Origin of the sequence: Prosthecobacter sp. (assembly GCF_014879935.1) — a bacterium.
Lineage (GTDB): Bacteria > Verrucomicrobiota > Verrucomicrobiia > Verrucomicrobiales > Verrucomicrobiaceae > Prosthecobacter.
On record NZ_JACSRD010000170.1, the window covers coordinates 13,518 to 40,023 of the forward strand.

Annotated in this window: 23 protein-coding genes; 12 read left to right on the forward strand and 11 right to left on the reverse strand. The window is 58.6% G+C overall.

Annotation, left to right across the window (positions count from 1 at the left end; genetic code table 11):
• Window positions 1-50: 50 nt before the first annotated feature.
• From IAE77_RS17645 to IAE77_RS17665, 5 genes are read right to left on the reverse strand one after another with little or no spacing between them, the layout of a single operon-like run.
• Window positions 51-677 carry a nitroreductase family protein gene (locus IAE77_RS17645; RefSeq protein WP_294229198.1) on the reverse strand — a complete coding sequence of 209 codons (627 nt, stop codon included), beginning with the start codon at window positions 675-677 and terminating at the stop codon, window positions 51-53.
• 46 nt (window positions 678-723) lie between these two features.
• Window positions 724-2,118, reverse strand: a complete 1,395-nt coding sequence (locus tag IAE77_RS17650; protein ID WP_294229202.1) for an efflux transporter outer membrane subunit — start codon at window positions 2,116-2,118, stop codon at window positions 724-726.
• 6 nt (window positions 2,119-2,124) lie between these two features.
• On the reverse strand, window positions 2,125-5,265 hold the full coding sequence (locus tag IAE77_RS17655; protein ID WP_294229205.1) for an efflux RND transporter permease subunit: 3,141 nt from the start codon (window positions 5,263-5,265) through the stop codon (window positions 2,125-2,127).
• A gap of 18 nt (window positions 5,266-5,283) precedes the next feature.
• Entirely contained in the window at window positions 5,284-6,372 is a 1,089-nt protein-coding gene (locus tag IAE77_RS17660; RefSeq protein WP_294229208.1) for an efflux RND transporter periplasmic adaptor subunit, read from the reverse strand.
• On the reverse strand, window positions 6,369-7,037 hold the full coding sequence (locus IAE77_RS17665) for a CerR family C-terminal domain-containing protein (RefSeq protein ID WP_294229211.1): 669 nt from the start codon (window positions 7,035-7,037) through the stop codon (window positions 6,369-6,371). Before IAE77_RS17665 ends, IAE77_RS17660 begins: the two co-directional genes overlap by 4 nt.
• Window positions 7,038-7,297: 260 nt before the next feature.
• Here IAE77_RS17665 and IAE77_RS17670 point away from each other — a divergent pair, with 260 nt between their 5' ends.
• Window positions 7,298-7,780 (forward strand): hypothetical protein, encoded by a 483-nt coding sequence (locus IAE77_RS17670; protein ID WP_294229214.1) that lies wholly within the window; start codon window positions 7,298-7,300, stop codon window positions 7,778-7,780.
• A gap of 66 nt (window positions 7,781-7,846) precedes the next feature.
• On the opposite strand, the gene IAE77_RS17675 is transcribed toward IAE77_RS17670, so the two are convergent.
• Window positions 7,847-8,872: a Fic family protein gene (locus tag IAE77_RS17675; protein WP_294229217.1), complete on the reverse strand. Its 1,026-nt coding sequence runs from the start codon at window positions 8,870-8,872 to the stop codon at window positions 7,847-7,849.
• 427 nt (window positions 8,873-9,299) lie between these two features.
• Here IAE77_RS17675 and IAE77_RS17680 point away from each other — a divergent pair, with 427 nt between their 5' ends.
• The 3 genes from IAE77_RS17680 (at window position 9,300) to IAE77_RS17690 (ending at window position 10,880) form a co-directional block, all read left to right on the forward strand.
• On the forward strand, window positions 9,300-9,662 hold the full coding sequence (locus tag IAE77_RS17680; RefSeq protein WP_294229220.1) for a DUF6876 family protein: 363 nt from the start codon (window positions 9,300-9,302) through the stop codon (window positions 9,660-9,662).
• 699 nt (window positions 9,663-10,361) lie between these two features.
• The gene (locus IAE77_RS17685; protein WP_294229223.1) at window positions 10,362-10,607 is read left to right on the forward strand and encodes a hypothetical protein; all 246 of its coding nucleotides are present in this window, start codon (window positions 10,362-10,364) and stop codon (window positions 10,605-10,607) included.
• Window positions 10,608-10,673: 66 nt separating this feature from the next.
• Window positions 10,674-10,880, forward strand: a complete 207-nt coding sequence (locus IAE77_RS17690) for a hypothetical protein (protein WP_294229226.1) — start codon at window positions 10,674-10,676, stop codon at window positions 10,878-10,880.
• A gap of 2 nt (window positions 10,881-10,882) precedes the next feature.
• Here IAE77_RS17690 and IAE77_RS17695 read toward each other — a convergent pair whose 3' ends face one another.
• Genes IAE77_RS17695 through IAE77_RS17705 form a run of 3 tightly spaced genes read right to left on the reverse strand, consistent with a single transcriptional unit; the run spans window position 10,883 to window position 16,708 of the window.
• Complete coding sequence (locus tag IAE77_RS17695) at window positions 10,883-12,067, reverse strand: GIY-YIG nuclease family protein (RefSeq protein ID WP_294229228.1); 1,185 nt, start codon at window positions 12,065-12,067, stop codon at window positions 10,883-10,885.
• A gap of 3 nt (window positions 12,068-12,070) precedes the next feature.
• A complete protein-coding gene (locus tag IAE77_RS17700) occupies window positions 12,071-13,987 on the reverse strand; it encodes a DEAD/DEAH box helicase (RefSeq protein ID WP_294229231.1) in 1,917 nt (638 codons plus the stop codon).
• Between the two features lie 27 nt (window positions 13,988-14,014).
• Window positions 14,015-16,708 carry a DNA methyltransferase gene (locus IAE77_RS17705; protein ID WP_294229234.1) on the reverse strand — a complete coding sequence of 898 codons (2,694 nt, stop codon included), beginning with the start codon at window positions 16,706-16,708 and terminating at the stop codon, window positions 14,015-14,017.
• A 211-nt stretch (window positions 16,709-16,919) separates the two neighbouring features.
• On the opposite strand from IAE77_RS17705, the gene IAE77_RS17710 reads away from it, so the two are divergent.
• The 6 genes from IAE77_RS17710 to IAE77_RS17735 all read left to right on the forward strand — a co-directional run bounded on the left by IAE77_RS17710 (window position 16,920) and on the right by IAE77_RS17735 (window position 21,957).
• Window positions 16,920-17,402 (forward strand): hypothetical protein, encoded by a 483-nt coding sequence (locus tag IAE77_RS17710; protein WP_294229237.1) that lies wholly within the window; start codon window positions 16,920-16,922, stop codon window positions 17,400-17,402.
• Window positions 17,403-17,719: 317 nt separating this feature from the next.
• Window positions 17,720-18,334, forward strand: a complete 615-nt coding sequence (locus IAE77_RS17715; protein WP_294229240.1) for a collagen-like protein — start codon at window positions 17,720-17,722, stop codon at window positions 18,332-18,334.
• 303 nt (window positions 18,335-18,637) lie between these two features.
• Entirely contained in the window at window positions 18,638-18,850 is a 213-nt protein-coding gene (locus tag IAE77_RS17720) for a hypothetical protein (RefSeq protein WP_294229243.1), read from the forward strand.
• Window positions 18,851-19,060: 210 nt separating this feature from the next.
• Entirely contained in the window at window positions 19,061-20,374 is a 1,314-nt protein-coding gene (locus tag IAE77_RS17725; RefSeq protein ID WP_294229244.1) for a TraM recognition domain-containing protein, read from the forward strand.
• A gap of 111 nt (window positions 20,375-20,485) precedes the next feature.
• Window positions 20,486-21,280: a J domain-containing protein gene (locus IAE77_RS17730; RefSeq protein ID WP_294229247.1), complete on the forward strand. Its 795-nt coding sequence runs from the start codon at window positions 20,486-20,488 to the stop codon at window positions 21,278-21,280.
• A 206-nt stretch (window positions 21,281-21,486) separates the two neighbouring features.
• Window positions 21,487-21,957: a hypothetical protein gene (locus IAE77_RS17735; protein WP_294229250.1), complete on the forward strand. Its 471-nt coding sequence runs from the start codon at window positions 21,487-21,489 to the stop codon at window positions 21,955-21,957.
• A gap of 2 nt (window positions 21,958-21,959) precedes the next feature.
• On the opposite strand, the gene IAE77_RS17740 is transcribed toward IAE77_RS17735, so the two are convergent.
• A complete protein-coding gene (locus tag IAE77_RS17740; RefSeq protein WP_294229252.1) occupies window positions 21,960-23,216 on the reverse strand; it encodes a replication initiator protein A in 1,257 nt (418 codons plus the stop codon).
• A gap of 420 nt (window positions 23,217-23,636) precedes the next feature.
• Here IAE77_RS17740 and IAE77_RS17745 point away from each other — a divergent pair, with 420 nt between their 5' ends.
• A complete protein-coding gene (locus IAE77_RS17745; RefSeq protein ID WP_294229255.1) occupies window positions 23,637-24,260 on the forward strand; it encodes a ParA family protein in 624 nt (207 codons plus the stop codon).
• On the forward strand, window positions 24,253-24,633 hold the full coding sequence (locus tag IAE77_RS17750) for a hypothetical protein (RefSeq protein WP_294229256.1): 381 nt from the start codon (window positions 24,253-24,255) through the stop codon (window positions 24,631-24,633). The genes IAE77_RS17745 and IAE77_RS17750 overlap by 8 nt, the downstream gene beginning before the upstream one ends.
• A 368-nt stretch (window positions 24,634-25,001) precedes the next feature.
• Here IAE77_RS17750 and trpS read toward each other — a convergent pair whose 3' ends face one another.
• Window positions 25,002-25,967, reverse strand: coding sequence for a tryptophan--tRNA ligase (trpS, locus tag IAE77_RS17755; protein WP_294229259.1), 966 nt, complete (start codon window positions 25,965-25,967; stop codon window positions 25,002-25,004).
• Window positions 25,968-26,506: the final 539 nt, after the last annotated feature.

The window sequence follows — 26,506 nt, forward strand, 5'->3', positions numbered from 1 at the left end:
GCGCAGAAGCGCGTTCATGAGGTGCCCCCCTTCCACTTTGGACCCTTGATCTATGCCAGAGATTCGCCGGTGCCATAGGTGAGGACTTCGGAAACGGAGAGGCGGACTTTGCGGGGCCAGTTGCCCGGAGCTGGATAACCCACCGCCAGGAGCATCACCGGCAGGTAGCGCTCGGAAATTTGGAACTCCCGCTTCACCCCTTCCGGGTCAAACCCGATCATCGGGCCGGAAACCAGCCCTTTCGCTTCGGCGGCGAGCATCAGAGTCATGGCTGCCAGCGAAGCCGACCGGATGGCTTCGTCACGCTGGGCCGCTGGGTTTGCATACATCTGGCCAGCCATGCCGACCATCCCGTCCACCACAGCTTGGTCGATTATGCCAGCCTTGACGGACCGACCTAAAGTTTCGGCTAGCTTCGTGTGGGCCAGCAGGTCGCCCAATACGATGAAGGTGACGGCCGCATCTATCACCTTTTGCTGGCCGTAGGCGACCGCTTTGAGTCGTTCTTTGTCCTGCGGCTCGGTGATGGCAACAAAGCGCCAGTGTTGCTGGTTAAACGAGGATGGTGCCTGTGTGGCGCAAGCGACCAATTCTTCGATTACGGTGTGCGAGAGCGATGTGTCTGGGGCAAACTTGTTGGCCGAGATTCGTTGATTGATGATTCCGAGTGTGTGCATGTCCAAGTGTGGTGAGTATTTGGTGGTGGGTCAAAAAATCGCGCGATCACCACTCACCTCCCAGCGCCTTGATCAGGCGGACGGTGGCGATGTGGCGCTGCGCGGAGATTTGGGCGGTCTGACGTTCCGTAAGGAGGCGGGTGCGCTCGGCGTCGAGGAGTTCGAGATAACTGAGGGTGCCACGCTCATAGGACTCGCGAATGAGGTCAGTGGCTTTGGTGGAGGCGGTGAGGGCATCGCCGATGGCGCTGGCCTGCTCGCGCAGGTAGCGGGTTTGGGCGAGACTGGTCTCCACATCGCGGATGCCGGTGAGGACGGTCTGGCGGTAATTCGCGATGGCTTCTTCGCGGGCGGCTTTGTGACGCTTGACGTTGAAGTGGATGACGGCCCAGCCGGTGAGCGGGAGGCTGACGCTGGGGCCGATGCTCCATACTTTGCTGTTGCCGGTGAGCAGGGTGTCCACTTCTTTGCTCAAGTAGCCGCCGGTGCCGGTGAGACGGACGGCGGGGAAATAGTCGGCGGTTGCGACGCCGATGTCGGCATTGCGGGCTGCGACGATGCGCTCGGCGGCGGCGATGTCCGGACGGCGCTCCAACATGCTGGCGGGGATGCCTGCGGGGATGACGGGCGGGGCTTTGGAGCCGATGGGATGCTCGCGAAGGGTGAAGCTGCTGGCGGGCTGGCCGCACAGGAGGGCGAGAGTGTCGCTGGCTTCCTGACGCTGGCGCTTTACGTCGGCGAGTTCAGCCTTGGCAGTGGCCACTTCGGTCTGGGCTCGGGCGAGATCGGTCTCAGGGATGGCTCCGGCTTTGAACTTGTCGTTGAGAAGGTTCACAAATTTTTCCCGCAGGGCGATGGTGCGGCGCAGGGCGTCGAGTTCGGCATCGGCGGCGCGGAGCAGGAAGTATTGTGCGGCGACATCGCCAGTGAGGGTGAGGATGGCGCTGTGGTAGCTGGCGGAGGTGGAATCGGCGGTGGCGCGGGCGCTCTCGACTTCGCGCCGCACCTTGCCCCAGAAGTCTATCTCGTAGCTGAGGTCGATGATGGTGCTGAAGCTGTTGACGCGCCCACGCGGGATGGCAACGGGCACGGGGGTGGGCAGATTGCCGGAGAACTGCTCGCGCTTGGTGTCGCCTTTGAGGCGGATGTCGGGCGCCCACTCGGAGGCGCTGATGCGGGCGGAGGCGCGAGCCTGATCGACGCGGGCGGCAGCGGACTTCAAGGATGGGCTGGCTTGAAGCGCGAGGGCTTCGAGGCGGTTGAGTTCGCTGTCGCGGAAGACTTTCCACCATTCGCCACGCGCGGTGTCATCGCGCGGGGCAGCGGTCTGCCAGCGCCATTTCGCGGGGGTGATGTCGGCGGTGTCGGGCTGCTTGTAATTCGGGCCGACGGCGCAGGAGGCGAGGCCAAGCGCAAGGGCTGCAAGAAGGGTCTTGGTCATGAGGTGCTAGTGGGTTGGCTGGCCTTGTTCGCGTTCGCGGGTCTTCGTTCCCTTGGCGAGGGCTTTCGCGATGCGCCTCTTTCTGATGCGATCTGGGAACTGAATGAGGTCGTCGAAGATGGAATAGATGACGGGCGTGGCGAGCAGCGTGAGCAGCAAGGATAGGCTCTGGCCGCCGAGAATGACGCCCGCCGTGGCATTGTTATAGGCGGCACCGACGCCCTTCGCAGTCATCATGGGGATCATGCCCGCGACGAAAGCCAGCGTGGTCATGAGGATGGGGCGCAGACGCTCTTTGTTGGCGAGCAGGATGGCATCGAGCCGGTCCATGCCTTTGGCACGAAGCTGGTTGGTGTGGTCGATTTGCAGGATGCCGTTCTTTTTCACCATGCCGAAGAGCACGAGGATGCCGAGCATGGAGAAGATGTTCACCGACTGCTGGAAGAGGATGAGCGAGAGGATGGCAAAGGGCAGCGTGAGCGGCAAGGCGAGCAGAATGGTGAGCGGATGCACCCAGCTCTCAAACTGCGCGGCGAGGATGAGATACATGAAGATGAAGGCCATCAAAAACGCGACCATGAAGGCCTTTCCCGCCTTGGCCATTTCCTTCGAGCGTCCGACGCTGCCACTGGCGTAGTCGGCCGGCAGGTTGAGCATCTTCACGGCGGTGGCGATGCCATCAAGGATTTCGGTTTCACCCACTCCAGGGGCGTTGTTGGCGGTGATGGTGACCTGGCGGCGGCGGTTGAGACGGTTGATCTGCGAGGGGCTGTCCGTGTTTTCCAGCGTGAGCAGATTGGTGATGGCGACGGGTCCGGCCTTGGTGGAGGGCACGGTGAGGAGATTGAGGATTTCGCGGGTGTTGCGGTAGCTCTCCTCAGCCTGGAGATGGATGTCGTATTGCTCGCCGCTGTCGTCGAAGGTGGAGACGTCGAGACCGCCGACGAGCAGGCGCAGCGTGCCGGAGATGTCCTGGATGCTGGCTCCCATCTCGCCTGCTTTGTTGCGGTCCACGCTGCCGGAGATTTCAGGCTTGCCGGGAATGAGAGTGCTGTCGAGGTCGCGGATGCCGGGGAGGTCTTTGACGTCTTTGATCACTGATGCCGTGGCGCGGGTAAGCGTGTCGAGGTCAGGCCCGGCGATGAAATACTGCACGTTGGCGCTGGACTGGCCCGTGTTGAAAGGCGGGACAGAGAGCACGGTGATGCGCCATTCCGTGGGGAAACGCGGTACGATCTCTTTGCGCACGCGGTCCATGAGGGTCTGCTGGTCTTCGCGCAAAGCGGGATCATTCAGGCGCACGAAGATGCCTGCGAGATTCGGCGTGCGCTGGTCATTGTCCCCGATGGTGAGAAGTGTGCCGTCCACGCCGGGCAGCTCGCGGATCGCACGGGCGAAGCGCTCGGCCATGAGATCGGTGGCGGCGAGGCTGGTGCCCTCCGGCGTGCGGATGTTCACCACGAACTCCGCCTCCTCCACCGGCGGCAGGAAGCTCTTTTGCACGATCTTCATCAGCGTGGGCACGGCGGCGAGAATGCCGAAGCAGCCCAGCACGATGATCCAGCGATGCCGCATGGAAAAGCGCAGCAGCACCATGTAAAACGCCTCCACCGGGCGGTAGAAGATGTTTACCAGATGCTCCAGCCAGGCGTCAAACCGCGTGGCGTGGCCTTTGCGGAACATGCGGGCGGAGAGCGTGGGCGTGAGCGTGAAGCTGACCAGCAGCGAAACCGCGATGGCGAAAGCCATGGTGAGGCCGAAACTCTTCAGGAACATGCCCACAATGCCGCTGAGGAAGGCCACGGGCACGAACACCGCGAGCAGCGATAGCGTGGTGGCCAGGACGGCCATGCCGATCTCCTTCGGTCCTTCCACGGACGCGGTGAAGGAGTCCTCGCCCTTCTCTTCCATGTGGCGGAAAATGTTTTCCACCACGATGATGGCATCATCAATGACGATGCCGACCGCCAACGCGAGGGCGACGAGGCTGATGACGTTTAATGTCACTCCCTGCGCCCACATAACGCCGAACGCGGCGATGATGGAGGTGGGAATCGCGAGCGCGGAGATGATGGTGGCGCGTGAGTTGCCAAGGAAAATCAAAACGATCACGGCGGCGAAAATGGCCCCCAGCACCAAGTGCTCCTTCACCGCGTGAACGCTGGTGCGGATGACTTGCGACGTGTCGCGCACCATTTCGACATCGTAGCCTGCGGGCAGCAGTTTTTTAACATCGCCGAGCTTCTCATTCACCGCATCCACCACGGCCACCGTGTTTGTGCCGCTTTGTTTACGGATGGAGAGCACCACAGAGGGCACGCCATTGTTACGGGCCACGGTTTTTTGCTCCTCGGCCCCGTCTTCCACCCGCGCCACGTCACGCACGCGGACCAGACCGCCGTCCGCCTCGCGCAAGACGAGCATGCCGATCTCCTCCACGCTCCGTGCCTTGCCCAGCACGCGGAAGCCCGCCTCGCTGGCCGCATTCTTCACCGTGCCGGCAGGGATTTGCACGTTCTGTGCGCGGAGGCCGCGCTGCACGTCCGCAGCGGTCAGATTGTAGGAGCGCAGCCGCATCGGATCGAGCCACACATTGATCTGCCGCAGTCTTCCGCCCAGCAGCGTGATCTGCCCCACACCACCCACGCTTTCAAGCTGCCGCCGCAACACCTTGTCGGCAAACTCGGTGATCTCGCGCACCGGCTTGTCGGCCACGAGGGCGATGTTCAAAATAGGCGCGGCATCGGGATCGAGCTTCTCGATGATCGGCGCGTCCACCTCCTCCGGCAGATCGGGGATGATACGGGCGATGCGGTCCCGCACTTCCTGTGAGGCCACGTCGATGTTTTTCTCCAGCACAAAAGTCACCAGCACCTGCGAGATGCCCTCGCTTGAAATGGAGCGCAGTTCATCAATGCCTGCGACGGTGTTCACCGCCTCCTCGATCTTGTCCGTGATCTCGGTCTCGATCTCCTTCGGCGTCGCGCCGTCCTGCCGTGTGACGATGCTGACCGTGGGGAAGTCAATCTTTGGAAACCGATCCACCGGCAGCTTCGTGTAGCCCAGCACCCCCACGACCACGAAAACGAGGATGATGACGCTGGCGAAGACCGGGCGGCGGACGGAGATAGCGGCGAGCCATTGCATGAGCGTGTGAAGTGAAAATTAAGCGGCGGGTTCAAAGCGAAGCCCATCGGCGGCCTCTGCGCTGGGTTTAGCCAGCAACGGCTCACCGGCGGCGACTCCACGCCGGATTTCTGTGAAGCCCTCGCGCGTCTCTCCCACCTCCACGAGGCGTTCGGAGATCGTGTTGTCTTTGGTGATGACGAAGACCTTGCGGCGCGAGCCTTCGATGCGCAGCGCCCCCTCCGGCACCGCGACGGCTTTTTCCTCACGAAGCAGGATGCGCGCATCGCAAAAGAAGCCGGGCCGCAATTTGCTTTCCGCGTTGTCCACCGTCGCCTCAATCACCAGATCACGCGAGGCCTCGCGCATCGTCGCGCCAAGGAATTTCAACTTGCCCGTGAAGCGCTGCGCCGGGAACGCCGCCGTGGTGAACTCCACCACCTGACCGATGACCAGAGCGCCAACTTCCGTCTCCGGCACACTCAGCACGAGCCGTAGCGTGGACAGATCCACCACGCGGGCGACAGGGGAATCCGCCTTCACATACTCGCCTGGCTCCACCATGCGCTCCGCCACCACACCGCCAAACAACGCGCGGATCACGCAGTCATCGAGCGTCTTCTGCGCCAAGGCCTGACGTGCCTCCGAGGCCGCCAGTTCCGCCTCGCGCGCGGCGACTTCCGTGAGCAGCTTTTGGTAATCCGCATCCGCCACCGCCTTTTTCTCCGCCAGCGGCTTGTTGCGCTCCTGCTCGTTCTTCGCCAGCGCCAGCCGCGCCTTCGCCAGACCCACGGAGGCCGCAGCCTCCGCCAGAGAGAGCTTGGGCTGGCGCTCGTCGAGCTTCGCCAGCACATCGCCCGTCTTCACCACGGAACCACGTTCAATCGAAGCCGAGACCACTCGCCCCATCGAATCCGCCGCCACCACGGCGTCATTCTGTGCGGCGAGCTGCCCCGTCACACGCAGGAAACGCGGAAAGGCACGTTCAGCGGCCTGCACGGTGGCCCCTTTCACGATCACCGGCGCTACTTTCGGCTTTTCCGCCTGCGGAGCCGGTGCCGGAGCTTTGTTGCAAGCCACCAGCGCAAGCGCGGCAGCGGTTAAGATGCAGAGTAAGGTCGTTTTCATGCTGAAGTGCGTTTCTTGGAAAGGGTTGTCTTTGGCGTCCCGAGTCCCCGGAGCGCCATGTCCGCGATGCTGTCCGCCAGCCGAGCGATACCCGCCTCCGCCTCCGGCACGGCAAATCCAAGCCGCCCGATCACCTCACGGCTGTGGTCAAAGTGGACGCACATCGCAACAATTTGATGCGCCGCCATCTCCCGCCCATCCTTGTCCAGCGAGTCTCCCGCCAAGGCATTCACAATTTTGACGAGGTTCGCGAAATTCGGCTTGATGATCAGCTTCACCAGCTCGCCCAAGGCTGCCGTCGGCTGCCGCATCTCATGCGCCATCAGCCGTCCCAGCACCGGATGCGCCGTGCGTCTCAGCAGCACAAAGCGCAGGCAAAACTGAATCCATTCCCGCAACGACTGCTCAGGTTCCTCCGTCGGCTTCGGCGGCGGCTCCTGCTCCAGCAACTTCCGGTGCGCCGCCAGCAGCACCTCGCGGTAAAGCCCCTCCTTGCTGCTGAAGTAATAATTGATCGACGCCACATTCACCCGCGCCTTCAGGCTGATCTCCCGCACGCTTCCCGCCGCAAACCCCGCCTTCGCAAACACCACCCCCGCCGCCACCAGGATACGCATCTTGCGCGCCTTCGGGTTACGTTCTCGAGTGGGGCGCGTGAGGGTCATGGGCATTGGAGTTAAATGGCTGTTTATGAACGGACGTTCCATTAACCATGCGCAGACTCTTGTCAACGTGTGAGATGAGAATACCCTGCGGGTGGAGACAAGCGGGTCATCTACCAAGTGGCGTGGGCTATATGCACCAATTGGCAACTGGTCATTCAGGCTGCCATGCCTCCATCGCGTGACTGGCTGCTCCGAGCGCACCAGCGTCATCGCCAAGGGTCGAGGGGATGATGTGCGGCGGCATGTCGCGAAGGGCGGGCATGAGCGTAGCAGCATGGTTCGCGATGGCGCTGCAAAAACGCTCACCCAGGGCCACGCTGAGCGCGGACGAGAAACGCCGCCTGCTCGACCTGCAACGCCAGCACGCCGAAGTGCTGGGCATGCTGCCCGAGATCGCCGGATTTCAAGACCGCCCCGAGGAATATGGAAAGTTTTTCCGTAACATGATCCAGCAGTCCGCCGGCCTCACCGAGCCGCAGGGTGACTCCGTGGATGCCTATATGCGTCAGCGCGCGCAGTTGATGAATCAGCAGGGTCTGAACGCCGGTCGTGAGCCGCAGGACGCGCAGCTCGAAGCCGCCTGGGAGGCACGCCGGGATGCCTTCAACACGCAGACGGCCACCGGCCTGCAAAATCTGCTGCCACCCGGCGCAGCGCAAAAGGCGGGCATCTCCCCGGAACTGTTGGAATTCCTGGAGATGGACTTCGACAAGATACTCGCTCCCGGCACAGCCAAGCCTTGAGCCACGGCATTGCGATTGCGGCTTGCGCGTCCGACGCGCACCGCCAGCACGGGGCGGCACCCAATTTCAATTCTCGTGTTTGCCCTTCGTGTAATGGACGCCTCTGCCGCGCCCGTGGCGCGTCAGTAATCCGGCATCTACCAACTCGGACATCTTCGCCTTGAGCGTATTACGGTTTGCGGCGGTGGCTTTGACCGCCTCAGCAAGCGTTATGCTCTCCGCGTCGTCCAGCAGCCTCATGAGGGATGCGGCCAGCGGTGAACTGGCCTCGACACGCCTTTGCTCGACCTGGACCTTCACATTCAGATTGTCCTTCTGGCGCACCAGACAGCGCAGAAAGAACAGCAGCCAGGCATCCCATTCCACGCGCTTCTTCCGCATCGTCGCCTGCGTCTTTCTCAGCGCCTTGTAGTAGAACTCTTTGTTCTCCTCGATCACCGACTCCAGCGAGGCATACGGCACATAGCTGTAGCCGTGCCGAAGCAGCAGTAACGTCGTCAAGACCCGCGACAGCCTGCCATTTCCATCTTGAAAAGGATGGATGGCAAGGAACCACACCACAAAAACTCCCGTGACGAGCAGCGGGTGAAGGTCGCCGTCTCTTTCGGCCTCGATCATCCATTCGACCAGCCGCTTCATGGCAAAGGGCGTCTCAAACGGCGATGCCGTTTCAAAGACGATGCCGAGCTGGTTTCCTTTTGCGTCGAACGCGGCCACATGATTGTCGAGCGTCTTGTAGTCGCCGCGATGCCGCTCGTCTTTGCTCGAAAACTGGAGCAGCGTCCGATGAAGCTGGCGGATGTGATTTTCCGTGACCGGGATGTGCTCGAAGGACTCGAACACCGTGTCCATCGCAGCCGCGTAGCCCGCGACTTCTTCTTCATCCCTGCTTTTGAACTCCTGAATTCTGAGTCCTGACAAAAGCGTGGCGATTTGCTGATCGGTGAGCTTGCTACCCTCAATGCGCGTGGACGAGCCAATGCTTTCAATGGTGGCGATCTTCTTGAGCTGCGAGAGCTGATCCCGTGAGAGGCGCTTGAAGGCACGCCACTGCCCTTTGAACTCATCGAGCGAGGCGATGAGCTTGAGCATTTCTGCGGTTATTGGCGGTTCTGGGGCGAGTTTTTGCAGCATTGCGTATCCATTCAATATCCAATTATATCCATTTCATCTCCAATTTACAAGCCTTCCGTTCATCACTGATTTTCAGGGGGGAAAGGCCTTTCCCTCGCCGCTACTTCGTGGGCGGCTACCCATTCCAACGGGAAGTGTCCCGTAACGCCCTCACCTGCCGCGTGACGCCGTTGACTGTCTCCCGGCGGTTCGTGTTCGTGCATGGCTCCTGATGTTTTCCCGCTGCAAGGGCAGCTTGGTTTTGGCAGAGGCCGTCTGCCCATCAACCCCCGGCCCGCTCCATTCGCTGCCGCTCCCGTGTTGGGGGCATGACTGGCAGCCTCATGACCTCCGCCTTTGCACCAGCGCCCCGCAGCGGGGTAAAAACACAAACCAGGAGCAAAACATGAATCAAAACACACTCACCAAAACCGATCTCCGCCAGTTCACCGGCACGGAGCAATGGCATCGCCACGGCATCGCACGCAACGTGCTCTACACCGACGGCGCACAATACGTCGCCGAAAGCGGCGGAGCCTACTGGCTGCTCGATGAGATCGCCTTCGCCCAATCCATCCGCGAAGTCGCAGCCGAAGCCTTCCAGGTCTGGCGGCTGAAGGTCAATCCTGACCACACCGCCACCCTCGAATGCGAGGATGGGAACTCGAACATCCGCTTCTCCAAGCGGATCGAGTTCACAGACTTCCCTCTCGATGAAGTGGCCTTCTACTTCACCGATCACGTCATCATGCTGCCGAGCGAATACTAGCCCGGCAGCTTGTCCGCCCAAGGCAACTTGGGCGGACATCTCTTTTCATCATGAATACTTGGAGGGGAGTTTCATCTGTCGGGAAAAGCCTTTCCCTCGCGCCTACGATGTGCGGCGCTACCCATTCCAACGGGAGGTGTCCCGTAACGCCCTCAAGAATCCACACCAGGCAACACCGCCACCACGAGCAATCCCGCCATTCGTCGGCGCGGTCGGGACACGCCCTCCACTGCTTCGCCAAACGGCCAGCTTGCTCCCCACCTTCCTCTTGGACCAAACCTCCGCCGGGCAATCCGGTGATTTCCTCAGCCCGCCTTCGCCCTCCTGCGGATCACCCTTCCTTGCCCCGGCTCGGTTCCGTCCGCTCTGATACTCTGAAAGGCGCGGCACGACGCGCCATGCGGAAGGGTGGAATCGAAGCATGGTTTGCTTCCTCGCATGAAGGCTGCGCACGTTGAGTGTGGTTTTGCTGGAAGTCAGGCCATCAGGTTCTCGTCACCGTTTCTTGTGGGCAGTTCTTCATGGCTCCTTGGGTTTCTCACTTGGAATTTTGGAAACGTAGCAGCCGCGCAGGGCAGTCAATGCCCGGCCCGCTCCATTCGCTGCGCTCCCGTGTTGGGCATGACAACGCCCTGCTTCACCGGCTGCTCAGCACGCTCCCAATCCCTTCGGGGAGAAACCACTAAACAAGGAGAACCTATGAATAACAAACCAGCCCACGAAATCAGAAACGGCGGAGTCAAAGTCACCATCTGGCTAAACGAAGACCAGGGCAAAACCCGCTACAGCGCCACCGTGTCCCGCAGCTACAAAGCTGGCGAGGAATGGAAGCAAACCACCAGCTTCCTCAAATCCCACCTGTCGAAGCTGAGCACAGCGCTTGCTCAAGCCGAGCAGTGGATCGCGGAACGCGAACCCGCTGCTACCGAGGCACAAGCTGCCTAAACCATGATGCCGCGCCTTCGGGCGCGGCATTCCTTTTTCACGTCCAACTCTCCAAGGAGAACGATCATGACTTTCATTCAACTCGACTACGACACCTGGTTTGAACAGTTCAAACCCATCACCAAAACTGGCACCGACCACATCGCCTTTGATACCCACGACGACAGCGACTTCCTGCGCACACAACCCAACTCGAAAATCTGGACTCTCATCGATTGCCCAGGCTACAACACGGCGGTCATCGTTAATGGGTCAGCCAAACTGCTCCATTGATACTACTCCACCAGCTTCACCGTCCCACTCGCGGCATCATAAACATAGTTCACGATCTCCCCAGAGATCAGCAGGCGCACGGCAGCTTCGATGGTGGACAGGGGCACGCTGAACCATTCCTTCGGCGTTGAGTAGTTTCCTTCGAGGTCTTTCACCTGAACCTTGGCGGTCGCGTGATCAAAGAAGCGGTGCAGCAGGTTCTCCATCTTGGGCAGATTCACGTTGTAGCACTGGAAGCTGCTCACCAGCGCCACGGGAGCCATGAGATAGGTCGGCTCGTTAGCGGCATTCTGAATGCGGGAGTCGATGCTGCGGCGGGCGAGGCCGATCTTATAGAGGTTTGGCACGGCTTTGATGTCGGGATGCTCGCTCAGAGAGCGCAGCACATAAATGAAGCCCGCGTCTTTGTCCTCGTCGGTGACCAGCATCGCATTGAGCAGCTTTTCATCCAGCTCGGTGACGCGCTTGCCGTCCTTGTAGAGTTCACTCGCAAGCGAGCGTAGCAGCATGTCGGACTCGGTGCCGTTTTCGAAGATCAGGCGCAGGCGGTTGTTCCATTTGCCTTTCTTCTCGAAGCGCTCGCCCACTTCCACCACGAGGAGCAGGATGCCGTTGAGCACATAGAACTTGCCCACCTCGATCTGTTGCTCGTTGGCAAAGGGCAGCAGTCGGCGCTTCTCGGCCTTGAGTTCCTTCTGGCAGTTTTGGAACTGCTCCTCATACACCTTGAAGTCTTTGCACGGCTTCCGCTGCGCCACGTAATCCGGGCTTTCGATGTCCTTCGCCTGCGGGACATGCTTCAGGGTGAAGATGTCAGACACCCCCGATTCCAGGCTGGCGAAGAACGGATCATTCAAGATGTCGTCGATCGTCTCTGGGGGCGGAGGCTCCTTTGGCGGTGCGGTCACGTCTCCTTTCAACAGACCGTATTCATCAAAGGGCAGCAGCCGTTCACGCTGTCCGGCGTTCTCACGGATCGCCTTGAGCCGGGTGAATAGCAGCCGCTCGTTCATTCGGGTGCCTAGCTCCGTGGGTGCTGCCCCCGTGTTTTCCACGAAGCGGATGAGTTCCTGAAAGCCTTCCAGCAGCCGCTCCTCTTCGGACGTTTGCGGTGTGCGCTTGGGTTTGACCGCTAGCAGTCCCAGATCGTCATCCGCGATCAGCTTGGCGAGTTGTTCGTCAGTCATGGCTTACTGGCCGCGTTGCTGGCGTTGCTTCTTGATGAAGATGAGGGCGGAAGCCATTCGCTGCTCCAGCGGGTCCAGCGCGTTGATGTTCGGCTCACGCTGATGGGTCTGCACAAAGGCTTTGATCTTCGGGAAGAGCAAAATGGCTTCATCATCGGTCATCTGAATGCGTGTCGCAGCGATGCAGTCCTGGATGGCTTTCAGCGTCGGCACATCCACTTGCTTCGACAGGATTTCATAGGCCCGCTGGAAGGGGTTGATGGAGTCGATCAAGTCGATGCTCAGATCGTCGATGTTGATGAACTGCCCAGCCATGCGGATGAAGCGCTTGTCGCCTTCATGCACGATCTCGCCTCCTGCGATCACGGAGCCCACCACCACGTGCTGGCGCACTTGCTCCTTCTCCTCGGCCGTGAGCTGCGGGTATTTGGTCTCGATCACCTTTGGGATGAGCACCTTGTTCAGCACCTCGGGGTCGATGGTGCCAGCGATGGCCTTCGTCACGGCGTCATCACCGAGGATGGCCGCCTTCAAATCATTGATGTCTTGCTCGATGATCTTCTTCACGCGGTCGGTCGTCGCGCCTTTCAGCCCCTTGATGCGGATTTCACCCTTTGGCGTGTCTTCACCATCCTGCTTGGGTTTGAACTTGATCACCGGGGCCAGCACTTGCTCCATCAGCAGGGAGCAGGTGATGGCTTTCAGCATGTTGTTCACGGACAGAGCCACGTCCGGCTGCTTGGCGTCGGGCTGGGCGATCAGGTTGGTGAACTGAGCGTGTTTCTTGCCCACGCTGTCACGCGTGCAGCGCCCGATGATCTGGATCACTTCCGTCAATGAACCGCGATAGCCCACCGTCAGAGCGTGCTCGCAGAACTTCCAGTCGAAACCTTCCTTCGCCATACCGAGCGCAATGATGAGGTCCATGTCCTCCGGCTTCTCCAGCTTACGCAGATAACCGATCACTCGGCTTCTGCGCTGCTCGTCATCATCCACGAGATCGGCCACCTTGATCATCTTGCCGTCTGACTTCCGCTTCACGTTCAGGACACCCGTTTCTGGGTCAGCGGAGACGACCTCACCGATGAGATCGAGGATGGCCCCCACCTCCCCATGCTTGTCCTTCGTGGATTCACCCGTGCGGACATGGGGAATGTGCAAGATGGTTTTCTGGTTCGTGTCCAGCACTTCACCAATCGCAGTCATGTAGCGCCCTTGGTAGAAATGGTAGCCGATGCCAAGGGACTTCAGATGTTCGTAACCGTTGAGCTGCTCGTAGTAGTTGTAGGTCACCCCGGTGAACTTCGCTTCATCCTCCGGCAGCAGCACGGGCTGGCTGTCACCACGGAAGTAGCTGCCCGTCATCGCCACCAGATGCGCCGTGCTGTTGGACATGATGCTGCGCACCAGCTCACCCAAGCGGCTGTCCTCATTACCTGAAACATGGTGAAACTCATCCACCGCCAGAAGGCAGCCGTTAAAGGCGGCTGCGTTCAGTTCATCAAAGGCAAAGCGCAGTGTGGCATGAGTGCAGATTAGGATGCGCCCATCACCTTCCAAGAATTTCTTGAAGACACCCACCTTGCCCTTGTCACCGCCGGGGGTGCAGAGGTTGTGCTCCGGTGGCACCGTCCAATCGGTAAAGAAGCCGTGTTTGCTGAGCTGGGTGCTGTCAAAGGAGCCACCGATGCTGCGCTCTGGCACGGCGATGATGGCCTTCTTCAGTCCCTGATGATGGAGCTTGTCTAGCGCGATAAACATCAGCGCCCGCGACTTGCCGGAGGCTGGCGGCGCTTTCAGCAGCAGGTATTGGGCAGCACGGGCGGTATAGGCCCGAGCCTGCATCTCGCGCATCCCCATGGCATCAGTGGAGGTGCTTTCGCCGGTCGTGGCGTATTGAACGTGGATAAGGTCAGGCATGATTCAGAAGTGATTGGTCGGAGGTTACTAGGCGGTTTCTTCGGCGGTCATCTTTTCATAGAGTGCGAAGAGATACTCCAACCGCTCATCATCACTGGTAAAGGGCTTCCCTCGGTAACATTTCTCGACAGCTACATCGAGGGCCTGGTGTGATTCGAGAAGGCCTACAGGCATGTTCTCGGGGTCATACAACCAAGCGGGGCTTTTTGGAAAGTGCTTCTCACGTTCATTCAAAACGTTCTCCGCTAAATGAACCAAGTTGGATTTTTGCTCATCACTAAGCGTGGGGAATGGGAATGTGTTATAGCAGATTGTTGTTGAATAACGGACACCCTCTGCACCGAGACGTCCAGCTACAGTCCGCACCCATACCATGTGCATCCGGCTTGAAATAAGGGCAAGCAGCCACAGGTCAGCGTTGTAAACGGTAAGCGCGAGGTTTGTTATAATCGTATCCGAATCCAGCAACCCGATTGGCAGATATTTGCGCTTCTCCGGGCTAACGGACGGAATAATAAAGCTGTGTCCGTCAACGTGGGCTCTTTGCGCAAACTGGTGCGGAATTGTTGCATACCCATTGGTCGTGTTTGCAGCCGAATCCAATCGGAACTGCTCGACCTTGCGTATGCGCGCAGCGATTGGAGGTATGCTCAAAGCCAATTTGAGCTGCGTGTTCGAAATCCACAGACACCAACGTTTCTTACCATTGAAAAACTCATCTGCACCAGCAAGCGACCGAATCAAAGGTGCAGATTCAGGATAAGCGGACAACAAGTCATCTCGCTCGGCGCGCTCAAGTATCAGGTGCCCGCCATCCCTTGCCATACTTCCCATTACCGCTTCAGGACGGGGACTCACCGGGATTCGGCGTTTCCCCACGATTAGATCGGGTCCATTTGCGAGGTAAGGATTTATATTTTCCACCCGTGTCTTCAGATCGTGTGAATAGAGCCACTTATCTTTGGGGAGCACCTTTCTCAGTCCAATGATGGCACAGGTTACTGCTGCTGCGCCTTTTGCATTATTTGTCCATTTAAAGGAGGGATAAGTGAAGCCGATTTCGACGCCAACGTTGAGTATACGAGGCCAGAGAATCGCAACATGATCGCCTTGGCAGATGGAATTCGTCGTGACGAATGCTAGCTGTGCAGGGCAAGCGGACACGAACAAAGCGCCTTTCAAAAACCAGCAAGAAATTAGATCAGCATCTTTGTGTTCGGGCGCATTGCCAAAACACCGACGAACGCTCTCTTTTTGTTCCGGTGTCTGCTTTCTAGCTCCTGAGTAAGGAGGATTGCCTATGATAAAAATTTCCGACCCTTCAACAGGATTGCACACCTTCTGCCAATCAAGCTGCGTGGCATCACCACGGACAATGTTTGCCCCATCCTTTAATGGTAGTGACGCGGGGGCATTCCCGAACGCCGCTTTGAACTCCAAGTTCATTTGATGCTCTGCTAGCCAAAGGGCGAGAATGGCCACCTCATGAGCGAAGTCGTCCAACTCAATTCCATAGAACTGACTGACATGAATCCCGGGCAGGCGCAGGCTACCCTGCTTATCCAGCGCATCTAGCTCCCGGAAGACGGCCATTTCCAGCCGCCGAAGTTCTTTATACGCGATGATGAGGAAGTTCCCCGAGCCGCAGGCAGGGTCGAAGATGCGGAGCTTGTAAAGCCGAGCGAGTAACTTCTTGAGCTTGGTCTCGCTACCTTTGGCCTTAGACAGTTCCTCATAAAGATCATCCAGAAACAGGGGCTTGATGACCTTCATGATGTTCGGCACGGAGGTGTAGTGCATGCCCAACTCGGCACGCTTCTCGTCATCCACCACGCCCTGGAACATGGAGCCGAAGATGTCGGGATTGATCTCCTTCCAGCTCTTCTTCCCCAACTCGATGAGCTTTTGTCGGGACTTGGCTGAGAACTCGGGAATGGCGGAATGGCGCGTGTCCGTGTCATTAAACAAGCCTCCGTTCACATACTTGAAGTCTTTGAAGTGCTCTTTGGGCTTTGTCTTCGCTCGGGCATGGTCTGTATTCAGATGAAGGAAGAGGTCACGAAGAAACTCCGCCACGTCCGAGCCATCGCCCTGGGTGTAGCCTTCGAGGGCGGAGATGAAGGCTTTTTCCGGGAAGATACCTGTATCCTCAGCGAAGTAACAGAACAGCAGACGGGTGAGGAAGACATTCAACGCATGGCGATCCTCCTTCGTCTTCGGCGGATTGTCGGCGCGAATGAGGTCGTAGAGCTTCGCCATGTGCTCAGCGGCCTTCACATCCGCCTCGGCCTCGGCCTGAAACACGGTCTTCTCCATGCCCGCCAGCGGCAGGAAGAAGGTGTAGTGCTCATGCAGGTCCGCGATGGGGAACTCCTCCGTCTCGCCCTTCTTCGTGTCGAAGGCCGCCAGAGTCTTAAAGTCCGTAGCGATGAGGAAGCGCGGCTTGCTGGCTTTGATCTTCGCGTCCGCCTTCGCCGTAGCCAGCGCCTGCGCGGGTGTCGTGGTTTTGGGCTTCAGCGGCTCAAAGTAAATCTTGTCCTTCAGGAGTGTGCAGCCCGGCTTTTTTGCCATGTTGATGTTGCCGCTTTTTAACCGCGAGATGATCGACTTCGAGATGCCGAAACTGGCAAGGAACTCATAGATGAAGCTCTCAGGAACGAGCTTTCCCGAGAGCGCGGTGAGGGCGTCGATGATTTCGGAGAGGTGGTGGCCTTTGGACATTCGGTATCTTTAACCGCATCCATCGGCCCCTGTCATAATTTTTCCCTTCGTAGGCGATCTTCTCCCGAAAATAACCATTGCCAAAAACCGGGGTGATCCTGCAAAATCCATCCCCATGCCGGAACCGTTGACATGGAACTCAGGAGTGGTGTGGAATTCTTCCACGCCAGGGGCGCTATGGAATGGCACGGCCAACACAAGCCACACCACCATGACTCAAGACCTCATCGCACTGGACATCTCAGACGCGGACTGGACCGCGATTGATGCTGCCCTCACCACCCTCGAAGAAAAACTCGGTGCCAAGCTGCTCGACCTCACCGTGGAGCAGCGCAGCCGACTCACCAAGATGGGCGACAAAAGCGAAGCCTTTTGCCGCCAAGCGCTCGTCACCGGACGCCAGAATGCGGGCAAGCTGCCGACCGATACCGCCGCTGATCTGACTGCCGAGGAGGCCGACCTAGCAGCGCTCGACAAGCTGCGCCCGCGCCTCGCACGTCTCACGGCGCTCACGGAGAAGGCGGATGATTCCGAAGTCGCCACGGGTAGCGACATCATGGTCTTCAGTCTGACGCTGTATGGCATCCTGAAAGCCATCGGAGCCGGTGCAGGTCTGGACGCGCTCAAGGCCCAGATGGGTGCCCGCTTTGCCCGTGGCCCGAAAGCTCCGCCTCCAGCCCCGCCCGCTCCGTAACGCCCCGGCGAGTGCAAGGCTCTGACGGCGGCGTGCAAGGTCCAACCCCTCGCACGCCACCTCTAAACCCTTGCCCGCCAGCCCAAAAGGCTCGTGTGCAAGCCTCGGAGCCTCGCCCGCCAGCCTCAAAACGTCGTAAACCGGCCAAAAACCATCGGATCGCCAGCCTCCGAGCCTTGCGTGCAAGGCAAATACCCTCGCGAACCGCCCTCCGAGCTTTGCGGCCAAGCCCCGGACGGTTGCCCGCCAAGCCTGAACCGTTGCCCGCAAGCCCTACACCCCAAATTCCACCGCTCAGGGACTGAGCGGACCACTTTATGTCATTCGACCCCAATCTCCCCCAGGAAGGCACCCCGCTGGATGCCGTGCAGATGCGCAGCCAGCTCAACGGGCTGAAAGCCATCATTGATGCCATCCTCACCCTCACCGCCGCCCAGGTGGACGGCGTGAACACCGTGGAACCCGGCACCCCCGCGAATGCCTCTGTGAGTGTGACTGGAAACACCCTGCACTTCACCTTCGACATCCCACGCGGGAACGACGGCAGCCAAGGGCAGCCCGGAACCAACGGCAGCGATGGCGGCCCCGGCGCTGATGGTCCACAGGGACCGCCCTTTGCCAACGCCATTGTCGATGCGGTGAACACCCTGAATCCGGGTGAACCTGCCACCGTGAGCGTGAGCTTCGATGGCAGCAACGTCCGCTTCACCATCGGCATCCCACGCGGCAGCGACGGCAGCAGTGGAAGCAACGGCAGCGACGGTGCCCAAGGCCCGCCCGGCGAGGTCAGCCAAGCCCAACTCGACAACGCCATCAGCGGAACGAGTGCGAACACCAACAACGTGAGCACGCTGGACACCGGCTTTGCCGATCCCGACATGGAGGCGCTGCGCCAAAAGGTGAATGAGATGATCCTGAACGGGCGGAGGTAGAGGAAGCCGTGCGACTTCCCACTCGCCTTGACTTTCCATGGTATCCTCGGAGACTCGCGCCGCACGTCCGGCTTTCGCGTGGCTGGATGAGTATCGAAGAAAACTGTGTCCGAATCTGATTCGCCCACAGTTTATTGTGACTGAACAACGTTCGCCCAAGAAATGAAGAAGATTGGAACAACCACCACAGGCAGCGTGATCGTTGAGATGACGACGCAAGAATATGACGCGCTGCAACAGCTTCAGGTCGGAGGATCTGCCCCCTCTGCGAAGGTTGCGACCGATCACGAGGTAGCCCCCCGCATGAATCATTCCGAGAGGTCGTCGTATGTGGCAGACCGATTGAAGAAGCTCAGCCCGAAGAAGAAGGACGGAGTCATTCGGTCCATTGAGGCGATGTTTCAGTTTGGTGGCGGCATCGACTCTTCCGAGGTTGAGAAGGTCATAGCCACGCTGCAGAAGCAGAAGTTTTTCTCCATTGCTCCAGATGGCCGAGTTACCTACACCAAGGGCTAATTTTGACGTGAGCACGCTGGACACTGGCTTTGCCGATCCCGACATGGAGGCGCTAAGGCAGAAGGTGAATGAGATGATTCTCAATGGGCGGCGGTAAGAGGCGCAGAAAACTACTGGTGCCTGAAGGATGCGTTTGAGGGAGTGCAGATTTTGGGAGCGACCGGCTCTGGCAAATCATCAGGGAGTGGGCAAGCCCTCGCCAAGGCGTTCATGGAGTCCAATCTAGGCGGACTGGTTCTGACTGCCAAGAACGACGAAGTGCTCTCGTGGAAGCGCTACGCCAAGGCCGCAGGCCGTGAGTCAGAATTGCTCATTGTCGGCCCCGACTCACCCCACCGGTTCAACTTCCTGCGCTACGAATTGAAGCGGCCAGGAACCGGGGCAGGGCACACCGAAAACCTCGTGAACCTGTTTTGCAGCGTGCTGGAAGCTGCCGAGCGAAAGCAGGGGCAGGGCGGCGGCCAGGACGCTTATTGGCAGCGCACGTTGAAGCAGCTTCTCCGCAATGCGATTGACCTCGCTGTTCTCGCTTTGGACGACATCGACCTGCCGTCCCTCTACCGGATCATCACCTCCGCGCCCCGTTCCACAGATGAGGCCGAGAATCCCGACTGGCAGAAGAAATCGGCCTGCTTTGCATTGCTGGAAGTAGCGACGGCAAAAACCAAAGAGAAGGGCAGGGCGAACGACTTGGAACTGACGCGGGATTTCTGGCTGCGGGAGTTTCCCAGCCTTGCCCCTGAAACCCGCTCCGTGATCGTCTCCACCTTCACCAGCATGGCCGATTGTTTTTTGCGCGGCCTGCTGCGTGACCTGTTCTGCACCGACCTCACCTTCACCCCCGAAGACACATTCAATGGCAAGATCATCATCCTCAATCTGCCGGTGAAGGAGTTCAATGAGCTGGGCCAGTTCGCCCAGGTGCTTTTCAAGTTCATCTGGCAGAGGGCGGTCGAACGGAGGATTTCTGCGGACATGAGCCGCGAAGCAGCCCAGGCCGCAGCTCGCCCCGTTTTCCTTTGGGCGGACGAATCGCAGTTTTTCGTCAATTCCTACGATGCGCTCTTCCAGAGCACGGCGCGAAGCTCCCGCGCCTGCACCGTTTATCTGACTCAGAACCTCCCCAGCTACTTCTCTGCCTTCGGAGGGCAGAACTCCCGCTCCGATGCGGAGAGCTTTCTTGGCAACCTCCAGACCAAGATTTTCCATGCCAACGGCGACCCTACCACGAACAACTGGGCGGCGGACTCCATCGGCAAGACGCGGCAGGCCACGTTCTACGGTGGACTCTCCGAAGCCATGGCACGCGGAGCCGGAGGACTCAGCCAAAACGCCGGAGGCAGCATGGTGGTGGAATACGTCGTGCAGCCGCAGGAGTTTACGATGCTGCGCACGGGCGGCCCGGAATCAGAGTTCCTGGTGGACTCCATCATCTTTCAAGGCGGGCGGCGATGGCTCGCCACCAAGAAGGGCGAGCCGGTCGCTCAGAATTTCATCCGGCATGTCTTCTCGCAAAAGTCATAGGGCAGGGCAACTCATTCGCTCATGAAAGACCGGCAAATTCAATCCACGGGGGCGCAGCCGAGCGTCCCCATCCTCAGTCCCATCCTGCACTGGCTGGCGATGCCGGCCATCGTGTTCCTGCGCTCCCGATTCGGCTTTTCGTTTCTCAGTCCCAAAAGTGTTTTCTTCGCCTTCGTTTGGGCGCACCTCCTGTTCTCGATCTACGCGTGGATAGAGCAGGGCGTTTGGTTCAAGTATTGGGCCGTGGCGAGCTTCGGTCTTGGCGCGGCTGCGTTGTATCTGCTGCACCTTATGCTGGCCTTTTCACGGGAAGTGGGCAGGCAGGGCAAGCACGACTTCTATTCAGGGACATCGCACCTGCTGCTGCTTCCCGGCTTCAGCCAGCTTCGCGGCAACCCGCGCTCCGAGCTGATGGTGCATCTCTGGGTCGAGCCTTTTCTGGCCTTGACCACTGCGGCGATGCTTCGCGCTTTTTTTACAGAACACCGCCTTTCAACATGGCTGATCCTTGTCGCCGTCGCCATGTGGCTGAAGGAGTTCATCAATTTCTGGTATGGCATCCGCTCGGAGAAAAAGCACGAGGACATCATTGAAGACGCCAAGGAGAAGATGCCAGGGAGCGGCGCTGCTGAAGTGCCACTGCCAGCGGCAGGAACCCGCAAACCAAGGGCGAAGCGCCCTCCCCAAATAGCCGAGGATGAGCAGGCAGTGAAGGCATTGGAATTCCGCTCCGCAGAAGTGTTGAGACTGATGCCTCCCCATTCACTGGAGCAGGCCGAGCTGAATTACCGCCATCTCATCAAGACCGTCCATCCCGATCCGAACAACGCGGACGCAGGGGCCACCGAAAAAGCGGCGACTTTGAATGAGGCCATCGAGTATTTCCGCCGAACATTAGGCGGCTGACTAAATATGTTTGTATGACATCAACAACCGTCCCCACTTGCTATTGGTGCGGCGAAGTCGCCACCTCTGAGGATCATGTGCCTCCAAAAAGCTTTTTCCCTCAAGGGAAGAATCTGAATCTCTTCAAAGTGCCTTCATGTGCGAACCACAATGAAATGTTCTCTACACTCGACGAAAGGTTTCGATTCTACATCCAAGGATCGGCCATGAGTGAAGACGCCTTCCAGATGTTTGCCGACAAAACAATCAGGGGCTTGCAAAAGGAGGCGGCGCAGAAATTCACGGCTTCATTGGCCCAATACAGCAAGTGGATCATGGTGGATGGCGAACGCCGACGTATTTTCTCGGTTGAACCTGAAAAGCAAAACCAATTCTTCGAGAAGCTTGTGCGAGGTGCCTACTACCTAGCGTTTCGGGAGCCCGCTTGCGGTCAGATCGTCACCGCATCGCCACAATTCTATTCAGGTCTGGACTACAAGACCCTTGCTGAAAACCTGGGGCCTCTGCTCAACGACAGTTCGGTCATGACCGAGTATGCGTGTCCCAATCCCGACATTTTCCGTTTCCGCTTTGGACGCGAGGGAACACCTCCCAAACAAGCAGCAGCCATTGTCATGCTTTTCTATGGCTCCGTCGAAATACTTGGGCTTGTCACTCCGTCGCCGACGGAACAGTGAAACTAGGCGGCTGATTTTCTGCCTTTCGTTTCGATGCGAACCGAAGTCACCGGATGACCAATCGACTGCCATGCTGCTTCCATCTTGTGTTTGAAATTGGTTTCCACCCAATCAGCCACGAATTTGAGGTTTGCGCGATAGGTGAGGGTGCCATCCACCAGTTCGCCAAGCTGCAACCTTTCCAGCCAAGCTTTCACTTGGTCTGCGCCAACTTGTTTGCGCAACAGTTCCAGCACGTTCTCCCAGGCTTCTTCCAGAGGTGACCGCTCAATGAGCACGAGCTGCGCCTCTTGAGCCGGAGGGTTCTTGGCTTCAATCACTCCCCGCTTTTCTGTGCGCTCCATGAGAAGCATGTCTTTGCCTTGCGCCGAACTCACATGCTCCAGACGGAAACCCGGCAGGTCATTCTTCTTCACCAGCTTTCGCAGTGTGCTCGCATAATGCTTGTATGCCTGCTGCGATGCGGATTTCTGGTAAAGGCTCTTGAACGTCTCTTTCCAGACGCCTGTCGGGCCTCCCGTGGCTTTTCGCGCATAAAGATATAGCCAGCGCTCCACGCTGCCGGAAATATCAAAATACCGTTTGTCGAGAGTCAGCACATGGAAGTCCTGAATGCTTTCAAAGAGCCATTCGGCCAGCACGACTTCAACGCCGCGAATTTCGCCTTTTTCTTCCGTGATCTCCCACTCTGAAATCCACGAGAACTGCCTGATGCGTTTGCGACTACGCTTGCCTTGTTCGGATCGGATGGTGGTTTGAATACTCGTCATCTTGAGGCGGTGCAGGGCATCTTTGAGCCGCTGATATTGCCCGCCGCCGGGTTCACGGTTCATCCACGCGAGGAACTGATACGGGGTGAAGTGAATTCGGCGTGAAGGCTCAAGCCCCTTCCTCTTGGCTTCAATCCATTGCGAAATGGCATAGATGAGCAAATCCTGATCGTGGATCGTGGCAATGCCGTGTTCCCCGCTGCCGGTGATGCGGACTGTTTCAGTTTGGCCCGACCTCGCGTCCACATACTCGTGCTGAATGGCCTCAGTTCTTCCGGGTGTCAGGCTGAACCAGCAACGCGCCATCAGATCAATCTGGTCTTTGGGAGCGATGTCAGCCGAGGACGCTATGAACCTTTCCAAGTTCTGATGTTCTTTGATCCCACCCTCAATCATCCTGCCCATGCCCTTCGGCATACCATGATTGGTTTGAAAAAACAATATCGTCAGAGCAGCGACCTTTGAGCCGGATTTATCCGAACTTTCCAACCATCGTCAGACCGGCAACCCTTTGAATCGTCATGCCAGCGACCGTGCCGTCAGACCACCGACCAACCCACGTCAAGCCAACGACTTTGCTATCGTCACACCAACGACCCGCCATCGTCAGAGCAGCGACCTGAACAGCCCTCAAGCCCAAGCTGGCTGCGCTTCCCCACCTCTCTAAACCTTACTTAAACAGTAAAGAATAAAACCTTTAAACCCCGTCGGCAGCCGACTCGCCTTTTTGAAAAGCTCGTCTGCCTCCGGGTGCCTGGCAGGGAAGGACTAGAAAGCTAGCAAACTAGCTAGCAAGCTGTGTTGCAAGTTTGCAACCCTCCGAAGAAAAATGAAGGCACGCAGCAGCCAAACATTCGAGAGGCTATCGGTGACAGGAGCAAATCACTATTCTGCCAAAAAGAGGCAGACATGATTTACGGACTCACAAATTCAAAAGGCGGTGTTGGCAAAACAACCATCGCAGTTCACTTGGCGGCATGGCTCGTCAAAAAGAAGCGCAGCGTGATCTTCATTGATGCCGACCCGCAATCTTCGGCATCACAATGGATCAAGGAACTGGCACTGCCGATCCAGCTTGAGCAGATCGACTCGCCGGAGGAAATAATTCATCGGCTCGCCAAATTCGCGGGCGGTGCGAATGACATCGTCATTGACGGCCCCGCAGGACTTTCAGCAACGACCAGGGCCATCATGCTCCGTGCTGACCGCGTGTTTTTTCCATGCGGACCGTCAATTCTTGATCTCCGAGCAGCCTCCAAAGCCGTGCAGCTTCTTCGCGAAGCTCAGAAAACACGCAAAGGCAAACCGGAAGGACTTCTCATCCCCAACAAGCTGCAAAAGCGCGGACGCCTCAGCCGTGAAATGATGAACGCCGCCAAAAAACTTGGCGTGGATGTCACCGCTGGAGTGTGCCTTCGTCAAAGCTTCGCGGACTCCGCAGGGCAGGCCAAAGTGGTCTGGCAAATGGGCGCAGGGGCTTTGCTGGCCTCTCTCGAAATGCAGCAGCTCATGAAGGATATGACCCGTGGTTAACCGACGCTCACTCGACGACGCGCTTACCCCTGATGAGCAGAGTTTTCTTGAAACCGGCAAGACTGCCAAGGCAGAGCCGAAACCGAAATCTGAAGCAACCTCAAAGAAGGAGAATACCCCTATGGCAAGAGCAGCACTGAAAGAAAATTTCGCACAACGACCAACCGCCCAGGTGCCACCAAGTTCCGCACTGCCTCAGTTCACGATGGCGGGTGCCGTCTCCCTGAATGTTCGCATCGAACCCGAGATCAGCACCGCACTCCTCAGAGCATCCATGGACCGGAAAATCCAGAGGCTTGACCCGTTCACGCAGCGAGACATTGTTGCCGAGGCACTGGCCGAATGGCTGAAAAAGCACGGCTACCTTGCCTGATCAAGTCGCCGGTTTTATACAGCCATTTTATACAGTCACGGCCTGAAAACGTGCAATTCAGCCCCACTGGATGCAATTGGGCGCAACGCGCAATCATCGCCGAACCCTTGTGCTGCAAGGCTTTGCAAATGAATGCAACACAGTGCAACATCATGGAATACAACAGGAGTGTCCGCGCTCCGTTTATCGAGCATCGAGGTTCCAGAGCGAGGACGAGGACGACGTTAAACCGCGAACTCATCCCTCAGCGCGGTCCTACCGTCGGAGGCGGGCAGGATTGCCCGCGCTACTTTCCAGCATCCAGCATCCAGCATCCATCAATCCACCCATCCAGCGGACAAGAGTGTCCGCGCTCCCTTCATCCAGCATCACCCCAGGCCGACGGCGTCGCGGACGCGGGCGAGGGTCTGGCGGGCGACGGTGCGGGCTTTTTCGGCGCCTTGGGCGAGGACTTTTTCGACGTAGCCTTGGTCGGCGAGGATCTCATCCCGGCGGGCACGATAGGGCGCGAAGTAGTCGGTGACGCCCTGCAGGAGGCGCTTTTTGAAGTCGCCGTAGCCGACGCCGCCGTTGAGGTGATCGTTCACCATCGCATCGTAGTCGGACGGGGAGGCGACAAGCTTGTAGAGGGCGAGGATGCTGCTGCCTTCGATGGCCTTCGGGGCCTCGACGGGGGTGGAGTCGGTCTTGATGCCCATGATCTTCTTTTTGAGCGGACCGGGCTCGTCGAAGAGGGGGATGGTGTTGCCGTAGCTCTTGCTCATCTTCTGGCCGTCGAGGCCGGGAACGACGGCGGTCTCCTCCTTGATGCGCGGATTGGGCAGCTTGAAGAGGCCTTCGCCGTAGAGCTCGTTCATCTTGATGGCGATGTCGCGGGTGACCTCGACATGCTGCTTTTGATCGCGGCCGACGGGGACGACATCGCTGTCGTAGATGAGGATGTCGGCAGCCATGAGCACGGGGTAGGCGAAGAGGCCGTGGGAGGGCTTGATGCCGTTGGCGATCTTGTCCTTGTAGCTGTGGCAGCGCTCGAGCAGGCCCATGGGGGTGACGGTGCTGAGGATCCAGGAGAGCTCGCAGTGCTCCGGCACGTCGCTCTGGCGGAAGAAGACGCATTTGTCGGGATCGAGGCCGCAGGCGAGGAAATCGACGGCGAGTTCACGGACGTATTCGCGCAGCGCCTTGCCATCATGGACGGAGGTGAGCGAGTGATAGTCGGCGATGAAGTAGTAGGCGTCGCCCTCGTGCTGGAGTTTGAGCGCGGGCTCCATCATGCCGAAGAAGTTGCCGATGTGGAGACGTCCGCTGGGTTGGAGGCCGGAAAGGATGCGCATGGAATGACGAAGGAGGCTGGGAGTGGAGGCGGAGTTTGAATGACGAATGTCAGCCGAGCGAAGCGAGACAGACGACCGCAGGGAGCCCGAAGGGTGAGCAGAACGAATCAAATGTCGAATGCCGAATGCGGATGGGCGAAGGGAGTGGTGGATGGTTGGATGGTGGATCGGCCGTCGGCTGGAGTGAATGCGGAATGCGGAGTCCGTTCTCCGTGGCCTCGGGGTGGGTCAGGGTAGGATGATTGGGGGTAGGATAATGGGATTTGGATTTCAGAAGTGGTTCTTCAGACCATCCTACCCAAAATCATCCTACCTCTGAAGTTGGACGCGGTTCAAACGCTGGCTCAACGAGCCAGGCTACAGCGATCCATTCATCGGTACGCGTGGAGTTCCCGGCCACGAGGCGGATCAGGGTAGGATAATTGGGGGGTAGGATGATGGGATTTGGATTTCCGAAGCGGTTCTTTAGACCATCCTACCCAAAATCATCCTACCTCTGAAGTTGGGCGCGGTTTGTAGCTCGGTATTCCGATACCGAG

Bases quoted from the DNA above. Each gene is read 5' to 3' on its own strand.
- IAE77_RS17745 (WP_294229255.1), top strand. From the start codon at position 23,637: ATGATTTACGGACTCACAAATTCAAAAGGCGGTGTTGGCAAAACAACC.
- IAE77_RS17695 (WP_294229228.1), bottom strand. From the start codon at position 12,067: ATGACTGACGAACAACTCGCCAAGCTGATCGCGGATGACGATCTGGGA.
- IAE77_RS17660 (WP_294229208.1), bottom strand. From the start codon at position 6,372: ATGAAAACGACCTTACTCTGCATCTTAACCGCTGCCGCGCTTGCGCTG.
- IAE77_RS17735 (WP_294229250.1), top strand. From the start codon at position 21,487: ATGAGTGAAGACGCCTTCCAGATGTTTGCCGACAAAACAATCAGGGGC.
- IAE77_RS17710 (WP_294229237.1), top strand. From the start codon at position 16,920: ATGACTCAAGACCTCATCGCACTGGACATCTCAGACGCGGACTGGACC.
- IAE77_RS17705 (WP_294229234.1), bottom strand. From the start codon at position 16,708: ATGTCCAAAGGCCACCACCTCTCCGAAATCATCGACGCCCTCACCGCG.
- IAE77_RS17685 (WP_294229223.1), top strand. From the start codon at position 10,362: ATGAATAACAAACCAGCCCACGAAATCAGAAACGGCGGAGTCAAAGTC.
- IAE77_RS17680 (WP_294229220.1), top strand. From the start codon at position 9,300: ATGAATCAAAACACACTCACCAAAACCGATCTCCGCCAGTTCACCGGC.
- IAE77_RS17715 (WP_294229240.1), top strand. From the start codon at position 17,720: ATGTCATTCGACCCCAATCTCCCCCAGGAAGGCACCCCGCTGGATGCC.
- trpS (WP_294229259.1), bottom strand. From the start codon at position 25,967: ATGCGCATCCTTTCCGGCCTCCAACCCAGCGGACGTCTCCACATCGGC.
- IAE77_RS17725 (WP_294229244.1), top strand. From the start codon at position 19,061: ATGGAGTCCAATCTAGGCGGACTGGTTCTGACTGCCAAGAACGACGAA.
- IAE77_RS17700 (WP_294229231.1), bottom strand. From the start codon at position 13,987: ATGCCTGACCTTATCCACGTTCAATACGCCACGACCGGCGAAAGCACC.
- IAE77_RS17645 (WP_294229198.1), bottom strand. From the start codon at position 677: ATGCACACACTCGGAATCATCAATCAACGAATCTCGGCCAACAAGTTT.
- IAE77_RS17675 (WP_294229217.1), bottom strand. From the start codon at position 8,872: ATGCTCAAGCTCATCGCCTCGCTCGATGAGTTCAAAGGGCAGTGGCGT.
- IAE77_RS17690 (WP_294229226.1), top strand. From the start codon at position 10,674: ATGACTTTCATTCAACTCGACTACGACACCTGGTTTGAACAGTTCAAA.
- IAE77_RS17665 (WP_294229211.1), bottom strand. From the start codon at position 7,037: ATGACCCTCACGCGCCCCACTCGAGAACGTAACCCGAAGGCGCGCAAG.
- IAE77_RS17655 (WP_294229205.1), bottom strand. From the start codon at position 5,265: ATGCAATGGCTCGCCGCTATCTCCGTCCGCCGCCCGGTCTTCGCCAGC.
- IAE77_RS17650 (WP_294229202.1), bottom strand. From the start codon at position 2,118: ATGACCAAGACCCTTCTTGCAGCCCTTGCGCTTGGCCTCGCCTCCTGC.
- IAE77_RS17670 (WP_294229214.1), top strand. From the start codon at position 7,298: ATGAGCGTAGCAGCATGGTTCGCGATGGCGCTGCAAAAACGCTCACCC.
- IAE77_RS17720 (WP_294229243.1), top strand. From the start codon at position 18,638: ATGAATCATTCCGAGAGGTCGTCGTATGTGGCAGACCGATTGAAGAAG.